The 18,109-nt window shown below is 71.0% G+C and carries 18 protein-coding genes; 2 read left to right on the plus strand and 16 right to left on the minus strand.

The window, feature by feature from the left end:
- Positions 1 to 102: 102 nt before the first annotated feature.
- From D3A60_RS08375 to folD, 5 genes are all read right to left on the minus strand, one after another.
- Positions 103 to 573, minus strand: coding sequence for a c-type cytochrome (locus D3A60_RS08375; protein WP_196778692.1), 471 nt, complete (start codon positions 571 to 573; stop codon positions 103 to 105).
- Positions 570 to 1,580: a Vgb family protein gene (locus D3A60_RS08380; protein ID WP_119718232.1), complete on the minus strand. Its 1,011-nt coding sequence runs from the start codon at positions 1,578 to 1,580 to the stop codon at positions 570 to 572. The genes D3A60_RS08375 and D3A60_RS08380 overlap by 4 nt, the downstream gene beginning before the upstream one ends.
- A gap of 118 nt (positions 1,581 to 1,698) precedes the next feature.
- Complete coding sequence (gene guaA / locus D3A60_RS08385; protein WP_119718233.1) at positions 1,699 to 3,264, minus strand: glutamine-hydrolyzing GMP synthase; 1,566 nt, start codon at positions 3,262 to 3,264, stop codon at positions 1,699 to 1,701.
- 93 nt (positions 3,265 to 3,357) lie between these two features.
- Positions 3,358 to 4,815: an IMP dehydrogenase gene (gene guaB / locus D3A60_RS08390; RefSeq protein WP_119718234.1), complete on the minus strand. Its 1,458-nt coding sequence runs from the start codon at positions 4,813 to 4,815 to the stop codon at positions 3,358 to 3,360.
- Positions 4,816 to 4,935: 120 nt separating this feature from the next.
- On the minus strand, positions 4,936 to 5,805 hold the full coding sequence (gene folD / locus D3A60_RS08395) for a bifunctional methylenetetrahydrofolate dehydrogenase/methenyltetrahydrofolate cyclohydrolase FolD (RefSeq protein WP_119718235.1): 870 nt from the start codon (positions 5,803 to 5,805) through the stop codon (positions 4,936 to 4,938).
- 149 nt (positions 5,806 to 5,954) lie between these two features.
- Between folD and D3A60_RS08400 the strand changes: the two genes are divergently transcribed.
- Entirely contained in the window at positions 5,955 to 6,272 is a 318-nt protein-coding gene (locus tag D3A60_RS08400; RefSeq protein ID WP_119718236.1) for a DUF1244 domain-containing protein, read from the plus strand.
- Here the strand turns inward: D3A60_RS08400 and D3A60_RS08405 are convergent.
- The 11 genes from D3A60_RS08405 to ndk form a co-directional block, all read right to left on the minus strand.
- Positions 6,269 to 7,312 carry a DUF2272 domain-containing protein gene (locus tag D3A60_RS08405; protein WP_157981435.1) on the minus strand — a complete coding sequence of 348 codons (1,044 nt, stop codon included), beginning with the start codon at positions 7,310 to 7,312 and terminating at the stop codon, positions 6,269 to 6,271. The two genes, D3A60_RS08400 and D3A60_RS08405, sit on opposite strands and share 4 nt — an antisense overlap.
- Before the next feature lie 51 nt (positions 7,313 to 7,363).
- The gene (gene moeB / locus D3A60_RS08410) at positions 7,364 to 8,491 is read right to left on the minus strand and encodes a molybdopterin-synthase adenylyltransferase MoeB (protein WP_119719046.1); all 1,128 of its coding nucleotides are present in this window, start codon (positions 8,489 to 8,491) and stop codon (positions 7,364 to 7,366) included.
- 60 nt (positions 8,492 to 8,551) lie between these two features.
- Entirely contained in the window at positions 8,552 to 9,784 is a 1,233-nt protein-coding gene (locus D3A60_RS08415) for a molybdopterin molybdotransferase MoeA (protein WP_119718238.1), read from the minus strand.
- 3 nt (positions 9,785 to 9,787) lie between these two features.
- Positions 9,788 to 10,363, minus strand: a complete 576-nt coding sequence (mobA, locus tag D3A60_RS08420) for a molybdenum cofactor guanylyltransferase (protein ID WP_119718239.1) — start codon at positions 10,361 to 10,363, stop codon at positions 9,788 to 9,790.
- A 58-nt stretch (positions 10,364 to 10,421) separates the two neighbouring features.
- Positions 10,422 to 11,822 (minus strand): ribosome biogenesis GTPase Der, encoded by a 1,401-nt coding sequence (gene der, locus D3A60_RS08425; RefSeq protein WP_119718240.1) that lies wholly within the window; start codon positions 11,820 to 11,822, stop codon positions 10,422 to 10,424.
- A 187-nt stretch (positions 11,823 to 12,009) separates the two neighbouring features.
- On the minus strand, positions 12,010 to 13,191 hold the full coding sequence (gene bamB, locus D3A60_RS08430; protein WP_119719047.1) for an outer membrane protein assembly factor BamB: 1,182 nt from the start codon (positions 13,189 to 13,191) through the stop codon (positions 12,010 to 12,012).
- A 5-nt stretch (positions 13,192 to 13,196) separates the two neighbouring features.
- A complete protein-coding gene (locus tag D3A60_RS08435; protein ID WP_119718241.1) occupies positions 13,197 to 13,826 on the minus strand; it encodes a YfgM family protein in 630 nt (209 codons plus the stop codon).
- A gap of 94 nt (positions 13,827 to 13,920) precedes the next feature.
- Positions 13,921 to 14,727: a RodZ domain-containing protein gene (locus D3A60_RS08440; protein WP_119718242.1), complete on the minus strand. Its 807-nt coding sequence runs from the start codon at positions 14,725 to 14,727 to the stop codon at positions 13,921 to 13,923.
- Positions 14,724 to 15,560, minus strand: a complete 837-nt coding sequence (gene pilW, locus D3A60_RS08445; RefSeq protein ID WP_119718243.1) for a type IV pilus biogenesis/stability protein PilW — start codon at positions 15,558 to 15,560, stop codon at positions 14,724 to 14,726. The genes D3A60_RS08440 and pilW overlap by 4 nt, the downstream gene beginning before the upstream one ends.
- The gene (rlmN, locus tag D3A60_RS08450; RefSeq protein ID WP_231120446.1) at positions 15,547 to 16,809 is read right to left on the minus strand and encodes a dual-specificity RNA methyltransferase RlmN; all 1,263 of its coding nucleotides are present in this window, start codon (positions 16,807 to 16,809) and stop codon (positions 15,547 to 15,549) included. Before rlmN ends, pilW begins: the two co-directional genes overlap by 14 nt.
- A gap of 25 nt (positions 16,810 to 16,834) precedes the next feature.
- A complete protein-coding gene (gene ndk / locus D3A60_RS08455; RefSeq protein WP_119718244.1) occupies positions 16,835 to 17,260 on the minus strand; it encodes a nucleoside-diphosphate kinase in 426 nt (141 codons plus the stop codon).
- A gap of 222 nt (positions 17,261 to 17,482) precedes the next feature.
- Between ndk and D3A60_RS08460 the strand changes: the two genes are divergently transcribed.
- Positions 17,483 to 18,103 carry a TetR/AcrR family transcriptional regulator gene (locus D3A60_RS08460; protein ID WP_119718245.1) on the plus strand — a complete coding sequence of 207 codons (621 nt, stop codon included), beginning with the start codon at positions 17,483 to 17,485 and terminating at the stop codon, positions 18,101 to 18,103.
- Positions 18,104 to 18,109: the final 6 nt, after the last annotated feature.

Raw genomic sequence — 18,109 nt, forward strand, 5'->3', positions numbered from 1 at the left:
GCGTGCGGAAGCGGCAGGGGGTCGGACAACGCGGGCGCTCGGTACGGACTGGCGACAGGATAGCGGCGCGTGGCGATCGCGGCGCCTCCGGCGCCCGCAACCTCAAGGGCCGGAGGCGCGGGTGAGGTAGGCGATGACGTCGGCCCGATCGCGCGGGTCGGCGAGGCCGACGAACGCCATCGAGGTCCCCGGCAGCGCCTGCTCGGGATCGGCCAGGAAACGGTCGAGCTCCCGCGCGCTCCACGCCAGGTCGCGCTCACTCACCGCGGCCCGCAGCGCAGGCGAGTAGTCGAACCCGGCCTCAACGCCGGCAGCGCGCCCGACGACGCCGAACAGGTTGGGCCCGCTGAGCCCGGCTTCTCCGGCCACCACCGAGTGGCAGGCATAGCACTGCTGGAACACGACCGCGCCGCGACTCGGGTCGCCGCCGCGCACGCTGATGCGCACGGCGGGGCGTGCCGGGCCGCCCTGCCCGCTGGCGCTCTGGCCGGCGAGCGCCTGGGTCGCCGCTGGAGCGGCGCCCAGCGCCAAGGCGGCCAGCAGACCGCCCGCAAACGCGGCGCGGACGTTCACTTCGACTCGGCGTCCGTACGGAACACCACGAGGCGGTCCGTGCCGGACTCCGGCGCCCACACTTCGCCCTTGCGCCCGAGCATCTGGCGTACGTTCGCACCGGGCTGGTCGCTCGGGAACGACTCGAACCGCTCGGTGGCCGGATCGAAGCGCAGGACCGCGTTGGCGGCGAAATCGGTGATCCAGACCTTGTCGGTTTCGTCGACGTAGACCGAGTAGGTCTTCGGCTTGTCGCCGGGCGGCATCCACGCCTTCCACTCCCCGGTGGACGGCCGGTAGCGGCTGAGCTGGCCCGAGTTCCACTCGCTGACCCACAGGTCGCCCTTGCTGTCGGACCACACGCGGCGCGCGCCCTGCCCCGGCGTCGGCGGCTCGATCACCGTGGCCTTGCCGCTGTCGAGGTCGATCCGGGCCAGGTGGTTGCCGGCCAGCGAGACGTAGTAGACGTCGCCCGACGGCGTGGTCGCGATCCCGTAAGGCCCGCGTCCGCGCGGCGCGTCCCAGACCTCGACCTGCCCCTTCCTCGGGTCCAGACGGCCGTAGACGCCGTTCTGGCCGGTGAACCAGAGCACGCCGCGACCGTCGAAGGTCGCCGTGTTGAGGTTGGTGTAGCCGCGCTCGGCGGGCACCGGGAAGCGCGTGACGGCCTCGGTCTTGGGGTCGACGCGGACGATCGCGTTGAGGCCGCTGTCGGTGATCCATGGCGCGCCGTCGGGGCCGACGATCACGCCGTGCGGCGCGGAGCCCTCGCCCAGCGGGATCTGCCGGACCTGGCCGGTGGCGGGATCGAGACGGCCAAGCGCGCCCTGCCGCTGCGCGGTGTACCAGACCGGGCCGCCGGGGGCCGGATCGGCGGCGACATCGTGGACGCGCGCGCCCTTCGGGAGTTCGTAGACCTGCTGGCGGACGCCGCTGGCGGCTGCCGGGGCAGCGAACGGGGACGCGATCAGCAGCGTGACGAGGGCCAGCGCGACCAGGCGCGGCGAGCACGGGGTCAACAGACGCATGAAAGGCACCTTGGCGACCGGGGTGGAAGGCCGAGTCTGCCACCGCAGTCCCAGGCCGGCATCCGCGACGGCGCGACGCACCGTGCCGTCGTCAGGGCCGGTCAAAAAGACAGAAGGCCTACTCCCATTCGATCGTCGCCGGCGGCTTGCCGCTGATGTCGTACACCACGCGCGATACGCCGCGCAGCTCGTTGATGATCCGGTTCGACACCCGGCCGAGGAAGTCGTACGGCAGGTGCGCCCAGTGCGCGGTCATGAAGTCGATGGTCTCCACGGCGCGCAGCGCGATCACCCACTCGTAGGCGCGCGCGTCGCCGACCACGCCGACGGACCTGACCGGCAGGAACACCGCGAACGCCTGGCTGGTCCTGTCGTACAGGTCGGCCTTGCGCAGCTCGTCGATGAAGATCGCGTCGGCCTTCGCCAGCAGCTCGGCGTACTCGCGCTTGACCTCGCCGAGGATACGCACGCCCAGGCCCGGCCCCGGGAACGGGTGGCGGTAGACCATCTCGCGCGGCAGTCCGAGGGCGACACCGAGGCGCCGCACCTCGTCCTTGAACAGCTCGCGCAGCGGCTCGACCAGCTTGAGCTTCATGTCCTCGGGCAGGCCACCGACGTTGTGGTGGCTCTTGATCACGTGCGCCTTGCCGGTCTTGCTGCCAGCCGACTCGATCACGTCCGGGTAGATCGTGCCCTGCGCCAGCCACTTGGCGTTGGCGAGCTTGTGCGACTCCTCGTCGAAGATCTCGACGAACAGGTTGCCGATGATCTTGCGCTTGGCTTCCGGGTCGCTGACGCCCTCGAGTGCCTTGAAGTAGCGGTCGGCCGCATCGACCCGCACGACCTTGACGCCCATGTGCTCGGCGAACATCGCCATCACCTGGTCGCCCTCGTTCCACCGCAGCAGGCCGGTGTCGACGAACACGCAGGTCAGCTGGGTGCCGATCGCCTTGTGCAGCAGCGCCGCGACGACCGACGAGTCGACGCCGCCGGAGAGGCCGAGGATCACGTCGTCGCTGCCGACCTGGGCGCGCACGCGCGCGATCTGGTCGTCGATGATGTTGTCGGCGGTCCACAGCGTCTGGCAGCCGCAGATGTCGACGACGAAGCGCCGCAGCAGCGCCTGGCCCTGCTTGGTGTGGGTGACCTCGGGGTGGAACTGCACGCCGTACCAGCGCTTGTCCTCGTTCGCCATCGCCGCGACCGGGATGCGGTCGGTGACGGCGGTGATCGTCCAGCCCGGCGGCGCAGTCGCCACGTGGTCGCCGTGGCTCATCCACACGTCGATGCGCGGCTCGCCGCCGTAGTCGCTGAGCCCGCCGAGCAGGGCGTCGTGCGCCACCAGCTGGACCTCCGCGTGCCCGAACTCGCGCGCATCGGCCGCTTCGGTCGATCCGCCCAGCTGCGCGGCGAGCGTCTGCATGCCGTAGCAGATGCCGAGGATCGGCAGGCCGCTGTCGAACACCTGCTGGGGCGCCGTGGGCGCGCCGGCCTCGGTGGTCGACTCGGGGCCGCCCGACAGGATGATGCCCTTCGCCCCGTACTTCGCGATTTCGGCCGGGTCGTGGTCCCAGGCCCAGATCTCGCAGTAGACGCCGATCTCGCGGATGCGCCGTGCGATCAGCTGCGTGTACTGCGCGCCGAAGTCGAGGATCAGGATCTTGTCGGTGTGGATGTCGGTCATCGGGGCAGTCGCGTCCGGATCGAGAGCAGGTGGGTGAGGCAGTGCGGCCAAAACGAAGAAGGGAAACGCTGCCGTCTCCCTTCTTCGATCGCGTCAGCTGGCGCGGTAGTTCGGCGGTTCCTTGGTGATCTGCACGTCGTGGACGTGGCTCTCGCGCGTGCCGGCGCTGGTCACGCGGACGAACTGCGGCTTCTTGCGCATGTCCTCGATCGTCGCGCAGCCGACGTAGCCCATCGTCGCGCGCAGGCCGCCGGCAAGCTGGTGGACGACGTTGCGCAGCGGGCCGCGGTACGGCACGCGGCCTTCGATGCCTTCCGGCACCAGCTTGTCGGCGTCGCTCGCGTCCTGGAAGTAGCGGTCCTTCGAGCCCTGCTCCATCGCGCCGAGCGAGCCCATGCCGCGGTAGCTCTTGTAGCTGCGGCCCTGGAACAGCTCGGTCTCGCCGGGGCTTTCCTCGGTGCCGGCGAACAGCCCGCCGATCATCACCGTCGACGCGCCGGCGGCGATCGCCTTGCCGATGTCGCCGGAGAAGCGGATGCCGCCGTCGGCGATCAGCGGGATGCGGTCCTGCAGCGCCTCGGCGACCATGTCGACCGCGGTGATCTGCGGCACGCCGACGCCGGCGACGATGCGCGTCGTGCAGATCGAACCGGGGCCGACGCCGACCTTCACCGCATCGGCGCCGTGGTCCATCAGCGCAAGTGCCGCGTCGCCGGTGACGATGTTGCCGCCGATCACCTGCAGCTGCGGGAAGCGCTGCTTGACCCACTTGACCCGGTCGAGCACGCCCTGCGAATGGCCGTGCGCGGTGTCGACCACGATCACGTCGACGCCGGCCGCGGCCAGCGCCTCGACGCGCGCCTCGGTGTCGCCGCCGACGCCGACCGCGGCGCCGACCAGCAGCCGCTCGCTGCTGTCGTACGCGGCATTGGGGTTGTCGGACTTCTTCTGGATGTCCTTGACGGTGATCAGTCCGCGCAGCTCGAAGCCGTCGTTGACCACCAGCACCTTCTCGATGCGGTGCTTGTGCAGCAGCTGGATGACTTCCTCGTCCGATGCGCCTTCGCGGACCGTGATCAACCGGTCCTGCTTGGTCATGATGTGGCGGACCGGATCGTCGAGCTTGCTCTCGAATCGCATGTCGCGGCTGGTGACGATACCGACCAGTTGGCCGTTGTCGACCACCGGCACGCCGGAGATGTTGCGCGCGCGGGTCAGCTTGAGGACCTCGGCGATGGTCGTCTCGGGGCCGACGGTGAACGGCTCCTTGATCACCCCGGCCTCGAACTTCTTGACCGAGGCGACCTGCGCGGCCTGCGCCTGCAGGCTCATGTTCTTGTGCAGGATGCTGATGCCGCCGAGCTGGGCCATGGCGATCGCCAGGCGCGCCTCGCTGACGGTGTCCATCGCCGCGGAGACGATCGGCAGGCGGATGCGCAGGTCGCGGGTCAGTCGGGAGTCGAGGGAGACGTCCTTGGGCAGGACGGTCGAATGCGCCGGGACGAGCGAGACGTCGTCGTAGGTGAGCGCTTCAGCCTGGATACGCAGCATGGGCGAGGGCCGGGAGGATGAAGCGCGTCATTGTAACCCGTCGGCCGCCCCGGCCGCTCCGACCGGCGGGACGCCGCGTCCTGCCCGCGCGGATGTCCAGCCGATGTCGCCCGGGCCGATTCAATCCGCCGCGTCGGCCGCTTCCAGGGTGTTCTGCATCAGCGTCGCGACGGTCATCGGCCCGACCCCGCCCGGCACCGGGGTGATCCAGCTCGCCCGCTCGGCCGCAGCCGCGAAGCCGACGTCGCCGACCAGCCGGCCGTCGTCGAGCCGGTTGATGCCCACGTCGATCACGACCGCACCCGGTTTGACCCACTCTCCCGGGATCAGCTGCGGGCGCCCGACCGCGACGACGAGGATGTCGGCGCCGCGGACGGCGGCCTCGAGCACCGCCGGCGGCGTGAACTTGTGGCAGCTGGTCACGGTGCACCCGGCGATCAGCAGCTCGAGCGCCATCGGCCGGCCGACATGGTTGGACACCCCGACGATCGTCGCGCTCTGCCCGCGCACGGGGCGGTCGGTGTAGCCCAGCAGCGTGGTGATGCCGCGCGGCGTGCACGGACGCAGGCCGAACTGGCGCAGCGCGAGGTGGCCGACGTTCTCGGGATGGAAGCCGTCGACGTCCTTGCGCGGGTCGATGCGGTGGATCAGCTGCGTCGCGTCGCGCCGGTCCGGGAGCGGCAGCTGGACCAGGATGCCGTGGACCTCCGGGTCGGCGTTGAGCTGGTCGATCAGGTCGAGCAGCTGGGCGTCGCTGGTGTCGGCCGGCAGGTCGTAGTCGATCGCCCGGATCCCGACCTTCTCGGCGGCGCGTCGCTTGTTCTTGACGTACACGCTCGATGCCGGGTCATTGCCGACCAGCACCACCGCCAGCCCCGGACGCGGCTTCCCCGCCGCGACGCGCGCGTCGACCTGGGCCTTGAGGTTGTCGAGCAGGTCCTCGGCAATGCGCTTGCCGTCGAGGATGCGGGCGGGAATCGGTGCGGTCATGCCGGGGCGGTTGCGCGAAGTCGGCGCGCATTATCGCATCCGCGTCTGCCCGGCCGGCGGCTGCCGACGGACGCGAACGGCGCGGGACGCTTCCACATCGCCGCCCGGCAGGCCTACCCTGCTCGCCCGCCCCCACGGAGCCCGCCGCAATGGCCGACACCGATTTCGAAACCCTGCAGATCGAGGCGGCCGTGTTCCGCCGCCTGCGCGACCACCTGATGCACGAGCGCCCGGACGTGCAGAACATCGACCTGATGATCCTCGCCGGCTTCTGCCGCAACTGCCTCGGCGACTGGTACCGCGAGGCCGCCGAGCACCGTGGCATAACCATGACCAAGGACGAGGCGCGCGAGGCGGTCTACGGCGAGCCCTTCGCCCAGTGGAAAGGCAAGCACCAGCGCGAGGCGACGGCCGAGCAGCTCGCGGCGTTCGAGGCCGCCCAGCGCAGCCACGACCAACCCCGCTAGGAGCCCCCGGCCGGCGAGCCCTGCGCCGGGGTGACCGCCGGCGCGTTGGGATTCGGGCAGCGCGGCACCTTGGGCACGGCGCCGACGACGCAGTTCACGCAGCACGCCTGCGCCGGCGGTGCCATGGTGGCCGGCTGGAACGGCGGCGGCGGCGGTAGCGCCGCGAGTACCGTCTGCGGCTTCAGCTTCAACAGCGCCGCCCAGTCCTGCCGGTTGAAATTGCAGGCACTCGCCGTGTCCGGCGCGCACTCGGGGTCGACCTGGCCGCGACGCGGCAGCGTCCACAGCAGGCCGCTGCGGTTCATCGGCAGCAGCCGCATCGTGACGCTGTGCTGGACGTTGCCGCCGATCAGGTAAGCCATGCCGTCGCCGCCCGGGTTCGCGGCGACGACCACCTCGCAATGCATCGGCAGGCCGTCGCTCCCGGCGCTGAGCACCTGACGCAGGCCTTCGACCCCGTACACCCGGTTGGGCGAGCGCACGTAGCACAGCATGTCGCCGGTCGCCGGGGGGGTCGTGGCCGGGTCGCGGAACTCGTACGCGCTCTCGCCCGGCGTGGTCAACGCATCGCGGACGTAGTCCACGTGGCTGGGCGAAACGTTGAAGCCGGGCACGCCGGCGCGCCGCAGAACGTAGCTGATGAAGGCGGCCGACCACGGCTGGTCGATCACGAAGCTGCGGCACTGCACGGTCGAGTAGCGGTTGGCGCCCGCGTAGGTGCAGTCGTTCGCGCCGTCGAAGCTCGACATCCGCGGCAGCACGCCGCTGTCGCGCCAGTACGAGGCCACGCGCAGCCACGCCGGCGTGCCGCCGTCGTCCAGCCCCGTGTTCTCCGCCTCGGCCACGGACACGCTGGCCAGGCGGCCCTGCGCGTCGATGAACGGGCGGTACCACAGCATGTGCTCGCTGCAGGCAACGGCCGCGATGCGCGTGGCGACATCGGGAGCGGACTGGCGGTTGCGCACCAGCGGGCACACGTCGGCGGCGGCCGCGGCGTCGGCGGCGAGCAGGCCGGCCAGCACCAGGACCGTACGGAACATCAGGCATTTCAGCATCGGCAGCTCCCTGCACCGGCCCCGATGGCGGCGCGTCTACGAGGCGGCGCAGAACGCCGCGTAGTCGATATATCCCGGAAACGGTGTGAACGGCGCGCACAGGGCGCACTCCGGGTCCGCGCCCAGCCGGGTCTCGCGGAACCGCATCGCCAGCGCGTCGAAGTGCAACACGCGCCCGGCCAGCGGCTCGCCGATACCGAGAATCAGCTTGATGGCCTCCGTCGCCTGCAGCAGGCCAATGACCCCGGGCAGCACGCCGAGCACGCCAGCCTCGGCGCAGTTCGGGGCCGCCTCCGGCGGCGGCGGCTCGGGGAACAGGCAGCGGTAGCACGGCGCCTGCCCGCGCCGGCGGCCGGCATCGAACACGCTGACCTGTCCCTCGAAACGGTGCACGGCGCCATACACCAGCGGCTTGGCCAGCTTGATGCAGGCGTCGTTGAGCAGGTACCGCACCGGGAAGTTGTCGGCGCCGTCGACGACCACGTCGGCCCCGGCAATCAGGCCTTCGACATTGCCGGCACGGATGCGCTCGCCGAACGCCTCGATGCGCACCGACGGATTCAGCGCGGTCAGCGCCTCGCGCGCGGAGTCGACCTTGGCCATGCCGATGCGCGCGTCGGTGTGCAGGATCTGCCGCTGCAGGTTGCTGCGGTCGACGACGTCGTCGTCGGCGATCACCAGCGTGCCGACGCCCGCTGCGGCGAGGTAGTACGCCGCCGGCGAGCCCAGTCCGCCCGCCCCGACCATCGCCACGCGCGCGGCCTGCAGCCGGCGCTGTCCGGCCTCGCCGACTTCGGGCAGGCGCAGGTGGCGGGCGTAGCGCTCGTAGAAGTCGAGGTCGTGCGCGTCGCGTTCGACCGGCAGGCCCGCGGCGATCCATGCCTCGGTACCGCCTTCTACCGACGCGAGCGCGGTGTAGCCCGCCGCCGCCAGCGCCTGTGCGCACAGCAGCGAGCGCCTCCCGCCCTGGCAGATCAGCACCACCGGTGCGGCGCGGTCCGGCAGCGCGGAGGCCGGGGCGGCTTCGAGCTCACCGCGCGACACGCCCAGCGCCCCGGCGGCGCGGCCGACGGCGCGCTCGTGCGACTCGCGCACGTCGACCAGCGTGGCGCCCGCGCGCTGGCGTTCATGCGCCTGCGCGGGGGTGAGGGATTCGATCTGGATCGCGGGTCCGGCCATCGCGCGATTATCGCGCGGCACTGCCCTGCCCGCGCGGCGCGCCGACTAGGCGATCACCAGCACGTCGACCGCATCGCCGACTGCGAGACGCTGCGGACCGTCCGGCACGACGATGAGCGCGTTCGCGTCCGCCGCCGCGCGCAGCCGATGCGAGCCGGTCGCCGCGCTCGGATCCGCGCGCAGCATGCCGTCGTCGTCGCTGAAGAGCCGCGCCCGGACGAACTCGCGGCGCGCGTGCGGCTTGTCGATCGGCGCGGCCAGCCGCGCGCGCCACGCCGGGCGCGCCTCGGTCCGTCCCTGCAGGCCGTCGAGCAGCGCCCGGCCGAGGGTAAGGTACGTCGCGAGCACCGACACGGGATTGCCGGGGAGCCCGAGCACCCGCGCCTGGTCCAGGCTGCCGAACAGCACCGGCATCCCCGGCTTCATCCGCACCTTCCACAGGTGCACCTCGCCGAAGCGCGCCAGCACGCCCGGCAGGTGGTCCTTCTCGCCGGCGGACACGCCACCGCAGGTCAGCACCATGTCGAACGCGCAGGCCGCATCGCGCAGCGCGATCTCGACCTGCTTCGGGTCGTCCGGCAGGCGCGGCCAGGCGGTGGGCTCGAGCCCGTCCGCGCGCAGCAGCCCCATCAGCAGCTCGCGGTTGCTGTCGTAGATCTGGCCCGGCGCCAGTGCGATCCCCGGCTCGACGAGCTCGTCGCCGGTGGTGTAGACCGCGACCGTCGGGCGTCGCGACACGCTCAGCGAGGGCAGTCCCAGCGATGCGGCCAGCGACACCCGTGCCGGCGACAGCCACTGGCCCACGCGCAGCACCCGATCGCCGGGTTCGACATCCTCGCCGCGACGCCGGACGTTGGCGCCCAACGGCAGGCCAGCAGGGACGCTGATCGCGTCGCCGTCGATCGCGACGTCCTCCTTGATCACGACCGTGTCCGCGCCTGCCGGCAGCGCCGCGCCGGTCGTGATCCGCACGCAGGCGCCGGGCGCCAGGGCGAGATCCAGGGCACGCCCGGCGAACTGCTCGCCCGCAAGCGGCAGCCGCGCACCGTCAGCACCGAGGTCGGCGTGGCGCAGTGCGTAGCCGTCCATCGCGCTGTTGTCGAACGCCGGCAGCGCCATCGGCGCGACGAGGTCCTCGCGCAGCACCCGTCCGTGTGCGCGCGACAGCGCCACCGACTGCGCGTCGACGACGTGCCGCGTCGCCACGCCGCGCACGATCTTCAGCGCGTCGTCGAACGAAACGCCGGTCGGCACGCCGGGGGGCAAGGGGCTGGTCATCGCTCAGTCCGGTGGAGGAAGGTGGATGCCGGCGGCGGCGAGATCGGCCGGCGTGTTGAGGTTGCCAAAAAGCAGGTCGGACCACGCCACGCCGACCATGCCCAGCCGCGACTGCACGGCATGTACGGCCCGGTCGCCACTGTGCACGGCCGATTCGACCGCGGCGCGCGCGGGGTCCACCGGCCACAGTGCGCACAGCGGCTGGGGGCCGTCCGCGTCGATCGCAAAGGCGCCGTGACCCGAGCCCGCCCGCAGGCGGGGCAGCAGGTCGTCGGGCAGTCGGAGGACGTCCACCGGCACGGTCAGCAGCCACGGGCTGGCGCACGCGGCGAGCAGCGCGTCGACGCCCGCAAGCGGGCCGGCATTGGCGATGCGGTCGACGACGGCGGTCAACCCGTGCGCCGCATGGCGCGGCAGCTCGCGGTTGGCGCTGACCAGCACGGGATGCGCGGCGAAGCGGCGCGCGAGGCGCAGCACCTGCGGCTGTGCGTCCCGGCCCAACCACGCCTTGTCGGCCCCGCCGAGCCGCGTCGCGCGCCCTCCCGCCAAGATGCCGACGGTGATGCCGGGCGCGCTCACGCGATGCTCCGCGGCACGCCGCACATCGCCGACGATTCGCGGCGCGCGCGGCGGGCGTTCACTTGCCGCGCTTGACGTGCCGGATCAGGCGGCGCTTTTTCGCAACCTGCTTTTCGGTCAGCACGTTCTTCTTGCCTTCGTACGGGTTGCTGCCTTCCTTGAACACGAACCGCACCGGCGTGCCGACCAGCTTGAAGCGCTTGCGGAAGAAGTTCTCGAGGTAGCGGCGGTACGAATCGCTCAGCGTGCGCAGGCGGGTGCCGTGGACAATGAAGGTCGGCGGATTGCTGCCACCGGGATGGGCGAAGCGCAGCTTGGCCACGTGGCCGCGCACCACCGGCGGCGGGTTGGTCTCGTACGCGATCTCGAGCGCCTTGGTCGTTTCGGCGGTGCCGAACTCGCGCGTCGCCGAGGCATGCGCGCGGTGGATCGCCTTGAACAGCTCGCGCAGCCCCGAGCCGTGCTTGGCGCTGATGCGGACCGCTTCGGCCCACTCGACGAAGCCAAGCTTGCGTACGACGAGGTTCTCGGCCTGCTGGCGCTGGTAGTCGGTCAGCCCGTCCCACTTGTTGACGGCCACGACCAACGCGCGCCCGGCGTCGAGCGCGTAGCCCAGCACGCTGGCGTCCTGGTCGGTCACGCCCTCGCTGGCGTCGATCAGCACGACCGCCACCTGGCACTGCTCGATCGCCTGCAGCGTCTTGATGATCGAGAACTTCTCGACCGCCTCCTCGACCTTGGCCTTGCGGCGCACGCCGGCGGTGTCGACCAGCCGGTACAGCCGGCCGTCGCGCTCCATGTCGATCGCGACCGAATCGCGGGTCGTGCCCGGGACTTCGGACGCGATCATCCGCTCTTCGCCGAGCAGGCGGTTGACCAGCGTCGACTTGCCGACGTTCGGCCGCCCGATGAAGGCCACACGGATGCGGTTCGGGTCGTTGTCGAGCTCCTCGGCGCTGCCTTCTTCCGGCAGCTTGGCCAGCACGCTGTCGATCAGCGTGTCGATGCCCTGCCGGTGCGCCGACGACACCGGCACGACGTCGGAAAATCCGTAGCGGGCGAAATCGTTCAGCGCCGCCTGGACGTCGAGGCCGTCGGTCTTGTTGACGACCAGCATCGTCGGACGCGCAGCTTTGCGCAGCCACTTCAGGATGTCGTCGTCGAGCGCAGACGCGCCCTCGCGCCCGTCGACGATGAACAGCACCAGATCCGCTTCTTCGGCCGCCGCGCGGGCCTGCCGCGTGGTCGCCCCGACCAGCCCTTCGTCCTCGCCCGCGATGCCGCCGGTGTCGACCACGGCGAACGCGCGCTGACCCTCGGGCCGGCAGACGCCGTAGTGGCGATCACGGGTCACGCCGGGCTGGTCGTGCACCAGCGCGTCGCGGGTGCGCGTCAGCGCGTTGAACAGGGTGGATTTGCCGACGTTGGGACGGCCGACGAGGGCGACGAGCGGAAGCATGGGCGGAAGCCGGAATGGACGAAGGGGGCGGCGGCCGGACGGCCGGCGACGGGCTGGACGGTGGCGTCCAAGGTAACCCCACGGCCCGGCATGATGACCGGCGGGGCCGCAAAAGGGAAACGGCCCGGCGCAGGACGCCGGGCCGTTCGAGGTCCATCGGGCGCACGTGCCGCCCGACGATGGCGCGTTACGGCAGCCGGAACGCGCTCAGTTCGCCGTCGATGTTCTGCGCGATCAGGATCCCGTCGACCACCACCGGGGCGGCGCGCAGCGGCGTGCCGCCCATGCGCTCGCGCGCGGCGAAATCGCCGTTGTCCAGCCGCAGCCAGTGCAGGTAGCCGTCGAGGTCGCCGACCACCGCGTAGTCGCCGTGCACCGCCGCGCCGGTCAGCTTGCGGCGCGCCAGACCCGGCTGGCTCCACAGCGCGCTGCCGCTGGCCTTGTCCAGGCCGTAGACGGTGCCGCGCGTGTCGGCCACGACGAGGCGGTCGCTGGCGACGCCGACGCGACCGGCACCGCCGTACTCCGCGGCCCACGCCGGGCGGCCGCTCGGCGCGTCGATCGCGACCGTCTGGCCCTTGAAGCTCGAGGCGAACAGCGCGGCGCCGTCGAGCACCGGCGTGCCGTCGACGTCGGCCATGCGATCGAGTTCGGTACGCCCCTCGGCCTGGCCGATCGGCTGCTCCCACAGCGGGCGGCCGTCGGTCGCCGACAGCGCGACCACGGTGCCGTCGTCGTTGCCGACGAACACGAAACCGGGACCGAGCACCGGCGCGTCGTTGCCACGGACCGAAAGCATCGGCACGTCGCGGTTCCAGAACCAGCGGCGCTCGCCCGAGGCCGCGTCGAACGCGGTGACGCGTCCGTCGTTCGAGCGCACGAACACCAGCCCGCCGCCGATGGCGGGCGCGGCAATCACTTCGTTGACCACCTTCGCCTGCCAGCGCTCGGCGCCGGTCGACGCGTCGAGCGCGACCACCTCACCGTCGAGCCCGCCGATCACGACGATGCCGTCGCCGACGCCCGGCCCGCCGGACAGGCGCAGGTCGCTGTCGTACGTCCACACCGGCTTTCCGGTCTGCAGGTCGAATGCGCGCACCCCACCTTCGAGCGCCGCGGCGAAGACGCGGCCGTCGGCGACCACCGGGCCCTGGCGGAGGCCGAGCACGCCCTCGCCCTTGCCAGCGTTCGCCGACCACAGTCGCGTTACCGCGACCGACGGGGCGAAGTCGACCAGCGCGACCGGCTCGTTCGGCTTGTCGTCGTCCTTATCGCCGCCGAACCAGTCTTTGACGGTGGCGCAGCCGGCGAGTACGGCGGTGCAGGCCACGACGGTGGCGGCGCGGAACAGGGTCGAGCGGGACTGCATCTTCATCAAGACTTGGCCTCGGGCTGGGGCGGCGTCCCACCGACTTCGGTGAGTTTGAGTTCAAGCAGGCCACGGCGCGGCGAACCGACGTCGAGCTTCGGCAGCGCCTTGGCGTAGGCATCGCGGGCGCGTTCGCGCTGGCCCAGGGCCAACTCCGCATCGCCGCGCAGTTCGAGCGCGGCCGGCGAGTCGCCCTGGCCGGCCAGCTTCAGCGCCTCGTCGGCCTTGCCGGCATCCAGCAGCAGGCGCGCGATGCGCAGGTTGACGATTTCGGCGATGGCCGGATCCGAGGAGCTGATGCCGCGCAGCGTCGCCAGCGCGGCGTCACGTTGCCCAGCGAGCACCTGCGACTTGGCCAGCGCGAGCGTCGCGAGGTCGGCGTAGCTGCCCGGCGGCAGCGCCTTGATCTTGTCGGCGGCCTTCGCGTCGGAGGCGTCGACGGCATCGATGGCGGCCTGGTAGGCGTTCGCGGCATCCATGCGCTGGTTCGCGCGCTGGCCGTCCCACCACTTCCAGCCGAAGATCGCCGCCAGTCCCAGCGCGACGCCGCCGATCAATCCAGCGCCATTGCGGCGCAGCCATTCGCGAACGCGCTCGCTTTGTTCGTGTTCGTCCAACAGATCGTCAATTGCCATTTCGCATGCTCTGACGCCCCCGCCATCGGCAGGGGTCGGTGTGCGGAAGCCGGCCCGAGCGGGCCGGTGCGTGCCTAGCGACCCGCGACGCGGGTCATTGCACGACCGGCGTCAGGGAACCGTCAGAGGATAGCGTAAAGCGCGCGACGTTCGCGCGGCTGAACGGTGCCAGGTCGACAGCGCGACCCGCGTTGAGCACCTGCACGGAGGCGCTGTTGCCGATGACGACACGGCCGACTTCGCCGGCGGCATAGCTGCGACTCTGCCCTGCCGTCAGCAGACCCTGCTCGAGTTCGCGCCCGTCGGCGGAGAACACCTGCACCCAGCTGTCGCCGGTGAGCGACAACGTCAACGCCGCAGCAGGCTTGGCCGGGAGCGACGCAATGGACGCCACCACCGGCGTGCGCTCGCGCACGGGCGGCGCCGCGACCACGGCCGGCGTCGCCACCTCGCCCGCGGAGGGCTCGAGCTCGAGGGATTCGACCGCCGAGGGCTCACGCAGCTTGTACGTCGCGCCGAACCACACCGGCACTGCGATTGCCGCGGTCATCACCACGTACACCGCGCGACGGGTGAACTGCTCGGCAACGCGGCGGTAGGTCGGGGTGTGGTTGTGACTGACGAGGTTGGAGGCCCGCACGGTGGCGATCGACGCCTGCTCGAGCAGCGGATCGACGTCGACACCGAGCAGTCGCGCGTAGCTGCGCACCTGGCCGCGAACGAACACGGGCGCGCCGAGCGTGCTCCAGTCGTCCGACTCCAGGCTCCGGACCACGCGGGCCGGCATCTTCAGCTGCGCGGCCACGGACTCGATCGACAGGCCGGCAGCCTCGCGTGCCTCGCGCAGGCGCGCGCCGCAGCGTCCCCCGAACTCGGTCGCGGATTGGTTCGACTCGATCATGGCTTGCCGTTATCCCCTGTCCCGGAGTCCCTGGTGTCGGGAAACTCCGCCCTCATTCGCTGAACGTATCGCCCGGCGGCACGCGTGTCGCCGAGTTTCTCTTCGATCTGTGACGCAATCAGCAGCGAGCGCCGATCGGCCGGCGCCGCCGCGAGGCGGCGCTCTGAAAAGGCCCGGGCCTCGAATGCGCGGCCGGCGCGCAGCTCGTGCTCGGCCAGCGCGCCGAGCGCGACGGCATTGGTCGGGTCCAGCTCGATCGCCCGGCGCAGGTCGCGCCGCGCACGCTCGCCCTGCCCGGCTTGGTCGGCGCAGGCGCCGGAATTGGCCAGAGCCGTCGCCGGGTTCGCGTAGCCCGGGGCGGCCAGCGCCCGGTCGAACCACGCCAGCGACTCGGCCTGGCGGCCCTGCGCGCACATCCACGCGCCGTAGTTGTTCAACGCGGCGCCACTGGTGGGCGCCAGGTCGGCGGCGCGCCGATAGTGGTTGCCCGCGCCCACCCCGTCGCCGCCGGCCTCGAGCGCGGCGGCCAGGAGGGTGTGCGCATCGGCAGACGCCGGGTCCTGCTTCAGAGCCAGTTCCGCCTCGCGCCGCGCACCAGCGAGGTCGCCGCGACCCAGCCGATCGGCCGCGAGGATCACGTGGCGTCGAACGCTCGCGTCACCGCGGTCGACCGCGCGATCGGACACCTCGACGTCGCGCGCCGTCTGGTCGAAGCCCTTGCGCTCGAAGTTCTGGCGGACGAACGTCAGCCGACTGCAGCCGGATACCAACAACAGGCCGGCGATCAACGCCAGCACGGTAACGAGCAGGCCCCGGCGGTCAGGCCGCGGCATCGCCCGCCTCCAGGTCCGAGAGCCGCTTGTTGAAGGCGGCCTGACGACGGGTCCGGTCGAGCACTTGCCCCTTCAGCTGACCGCAGGCCGCGTCGATGTCGTCGCCGCGCGTGCGACGCACCGGGGCGATCAGGCCGCTGTCGTTGAGCAGTTTCTGGAACGTGCGGATCGCCCCGTCGTCGGGGCGCTCGAAACGCGTCCCGGGGAACGGATTGAACGGAATCAGGTTGACCTTCGCGGCGTCCTTCATCTGCACCGCGTTGTCGAACGCGCGCATCATGCGGGCCAGCGCGCGCGCATGCTGCGGCTGGTCGTTGACGCCCTTCATCAGGGTGTATTCGAACGTCACCGACGCCTTCTTGCGGCGCGCGTAGCGCTCACAGGCGTCCATCAGCACGTCGATGGGGTACTTCTTGTTCAGCGGTACGAGTTCGCTGCGCAAGTCGTCGAACGGCGCGTGCAGCGACACCGCGAGCGACACGTCGCTCTCTTCGGCGAGCCGGTCGATCATCGGCACCATGCCGGCCGTCGACAGCGTGACGCGTTTGTTCGCGAGCCCGTAGCCGAGGTCGTCGCGCATGATGCTCATCGCGCGGACCACGTTGTCGAAATTGGCCAGCGGCTCGCCCATCCCCATCATCACCACGTTGGTCAGCTTGCGCTGCTGGTGCGGCACGTTGCCGAGGTGGCGCGCGGCGATCCAGACCTGACCGATGATCTCGGCGGTCGAGAGGTTGCGGTTGAAGCCCTGGGTGGCGGTGGAGCAGAACTGGCAGTTCAGCGCGCAGCCGACCTGCGACGACACGCACAGCGTGCCGCGCCCCTTGTCGGGGATGTAGACCGTCTCGATCGCATTCTTCGGGTCCATGCCGAGCAGCCACTTGTGGGTGCCGTCGGTGGAGGCCTTGTCCAGGATCAGCTGCGGCACGCGCACTTCGGCGTGCTGCTCGAGCTTGGCGCGCAGCGCCTTGCCCAGGTCGGTCATCCCGGCGAAGTCGGTGACGTAGCGGTGGTGGATCCACTTCATCACTTGGTGGGCGCGGTAGCGCTTCTCGCCCAGCACCTGCTCGAAGAAATCCTCGAGCGAGGTGCGGTCCAGGTCGAACAGGTTGCGACGCGCAACAGAAGCCGAAGACGAACCCGCGCCGTCGGCCGGGGCGGCGACAAGCGACGCACCCGCGACCGCCCGCGCCGGCGCGGCAGGCGCGTCGGCGAGCATCAGGTCAATCGGCGGGCGCGTCGTGGTCATGGCCGTCTGCGGCGTGCGTTCGCGCTCAGCGCGCGTAGACGTCCGTGGCCGGAAAGAAGTACGCGGTCTCGATCGCCGCGTTCTCGAGGCTGTCCGAACCGTGCACTGCGTTGGCGTCGATGCTTTCGGCGAAGTCGGCGCGGATCGTGCCCGGCGCTGCGTCCTTCGGATTGGTCGCACCCATCAGCTCGCGGTTCTTCAGCACGGCGTTCTCGCCCTCGAGCACCTGGATCATCACCGGACCGGAGGTCATGAACTCGACCAGCGCGTTGAAGAAGGGACGCTCGCGGTGGACGGCATAGAAGCCTTCGGCTTCGGCGCGCGACAGGTGCTTCATCTTGGCGGCGACGACCTTGAGGCCGGCCTTCTCGAAGCGGGTGTAGATCTCGCCGATGACGTTCTTGGCGACCGCGTCGGGCTTGATGATGGAAATGGTGCGCTCCAGCGCCATGGAAACTCTCCGGGGTTGGCGGGCCGCGGAACCGTTGGTTCGTGCCCGAGGATAACAGAAAAACCCGCGTCGGGACGCGGGTTTAGCCGACTTGGCTACGGAGGATTCTACTGGATTCGCCCTCGGAATTGGAGTTGCACACGCCGTCACGGCGTAGGGTGATTGACCGGCGGGTCCCGCCCGGACTACGATCAAACAAGCGTTTGATTCAGGACCGACCCGATGGCCAGTTCCGCGCACTTCTCGACCAAGGACCGCATCCTCGGCGCCGCCGAGGAACTGTTCGCCCAGTTCGGCTTCACCGGCACGTCGCTGCGCCAGGTCACCAGCCGCGCCGACGTGAACATCGCGGCCGTGAACTACCACTTCGGCAGCAAGGAGAACCTCGTCAACGAGGTCTTCCGCCGCCGCATGGACGAAATGACCGTGCAGCGCCTCGCCGCCCTGAAAGCCGCGACGCAGGAGCATCCGGGCGAGCTGGAACCGATCCTGGCCGCCTTTGTCCAGCCCGCCCTGGCGATGGCGCAGGACCGGCACGGGGGCGGCGCCTTCATCCGGGTGATCGCCCGCGCCTACGCCGAAAAGAACGACGGACTGCGCAAGTTCCTGTCAGATCAGTACGGACACGTGCTGCGCGAATTCGCCAAGGCAATCGCCGGCGCCGTCCCGGGCCTGTCGAAGGAGGAGCTGTATTGGCGACTCGACTTCCTGGCCGGCTCACTGACCTACGCGATGGCCGACTTCGGCCTGATCAAGCGGCCCTCGGGCGTCACCGAGGCCGCGCACCGCGAGCGCGCCGCCCGCGAGCTGATCCGCTTTGCCGCCGCCGGCTTCAAGAGCTGACGGCGC

It is taken from the genome of Cognatilysobacter tabacisoli (genome assembly GCF_003586305.1).
Lineage (GTDB): Bacteria > Pseudomonadota > Gammaproteobacteria > Xanthomonadales > Xanthomonadaceae > Cognatilysobacter_A > Cognatilysobacter_A tabacisoli.